The sequence below is a fragment of the Thermococcus sp. M36 genome (assembly GCF_012027355.1).
GTDB lineage: Archaea > Methanobacteriota_B > Thermococci > Thermococcales > Thermococcaceae > Thermococcus.
On the sequence record NZ_SNUH01000020.1, the window covers coordinates 1 to 677 of the forward strand.

Genomic DNA, 677 nt, shown 5'->3' on the forward strand with positions numbered 1-677 from the left:
TTTTTTTTTTTTTTTTTATTGTTTGAAAGCTGCATTAACCATTGAATAATTTCGTCTGTAACTGTTGTATTAATAGAGTAAAAAATAAATTGACCTTTTTTTACGGCTACCACTAAGCCTGCTTGTTTTAATAAATCCAAATGATGAGAAATACTTGGTTTTGAAATATGGAACTCATCAGCAATTTCTCCCGCTGTTAAATCCTGTTTTTTCAATAAATCAAGTATATCTCTTCGTGTAGCATCATTTAAAGCTTTAAAAAGAATATTCACTCGGTTTCTGTTTAAATATTTAGACAAATATCTAAATATTATTCGAAAACCAACAAAAAAATTTATTACGCATCAACCGTTCATACCTGTTAAAAAAACTTAACAGTATGTCATCACAATTTTAAACATAGTTAAGAATTTCTTCCAAACCCTTAACAGATAAAGGTTTCAAAAGAAAATTAACATTCATTAACCAATGCAATAACACCGCTCATCACAAACCAAATAATATGGCTGTAACTAATCACAATGTACTTCGTCAAGCGTATGTGTGATTCTACTTTTGACTTGTCAATGCAAAAAATGACAACAAAAAAATCAAACAATAATATTCTTAAACTTAAAAAACAAACAAAATGAAAAAATTAATCATCGCAGCTTTTATAGCTGTAGCAATTACAAAGA

1 protein-coding gene is annotated in these 677 nt (G+C 27.6%); it reads right to left on the bottom strand.

Annotated elements, in window-relative coordinates; all coding sequences use genetic code 11:
- A partial coding sequence (locus E3E36_RS11110; protein WP_167895494.1) for an autorepressor SdpR family transcription factor occupies positions 1-272 on the bottom strand: 272 nt, incomplete at its 3' end.
- Between the last annotated feature and the right edge of the window lie 405 nt (positions 273-677).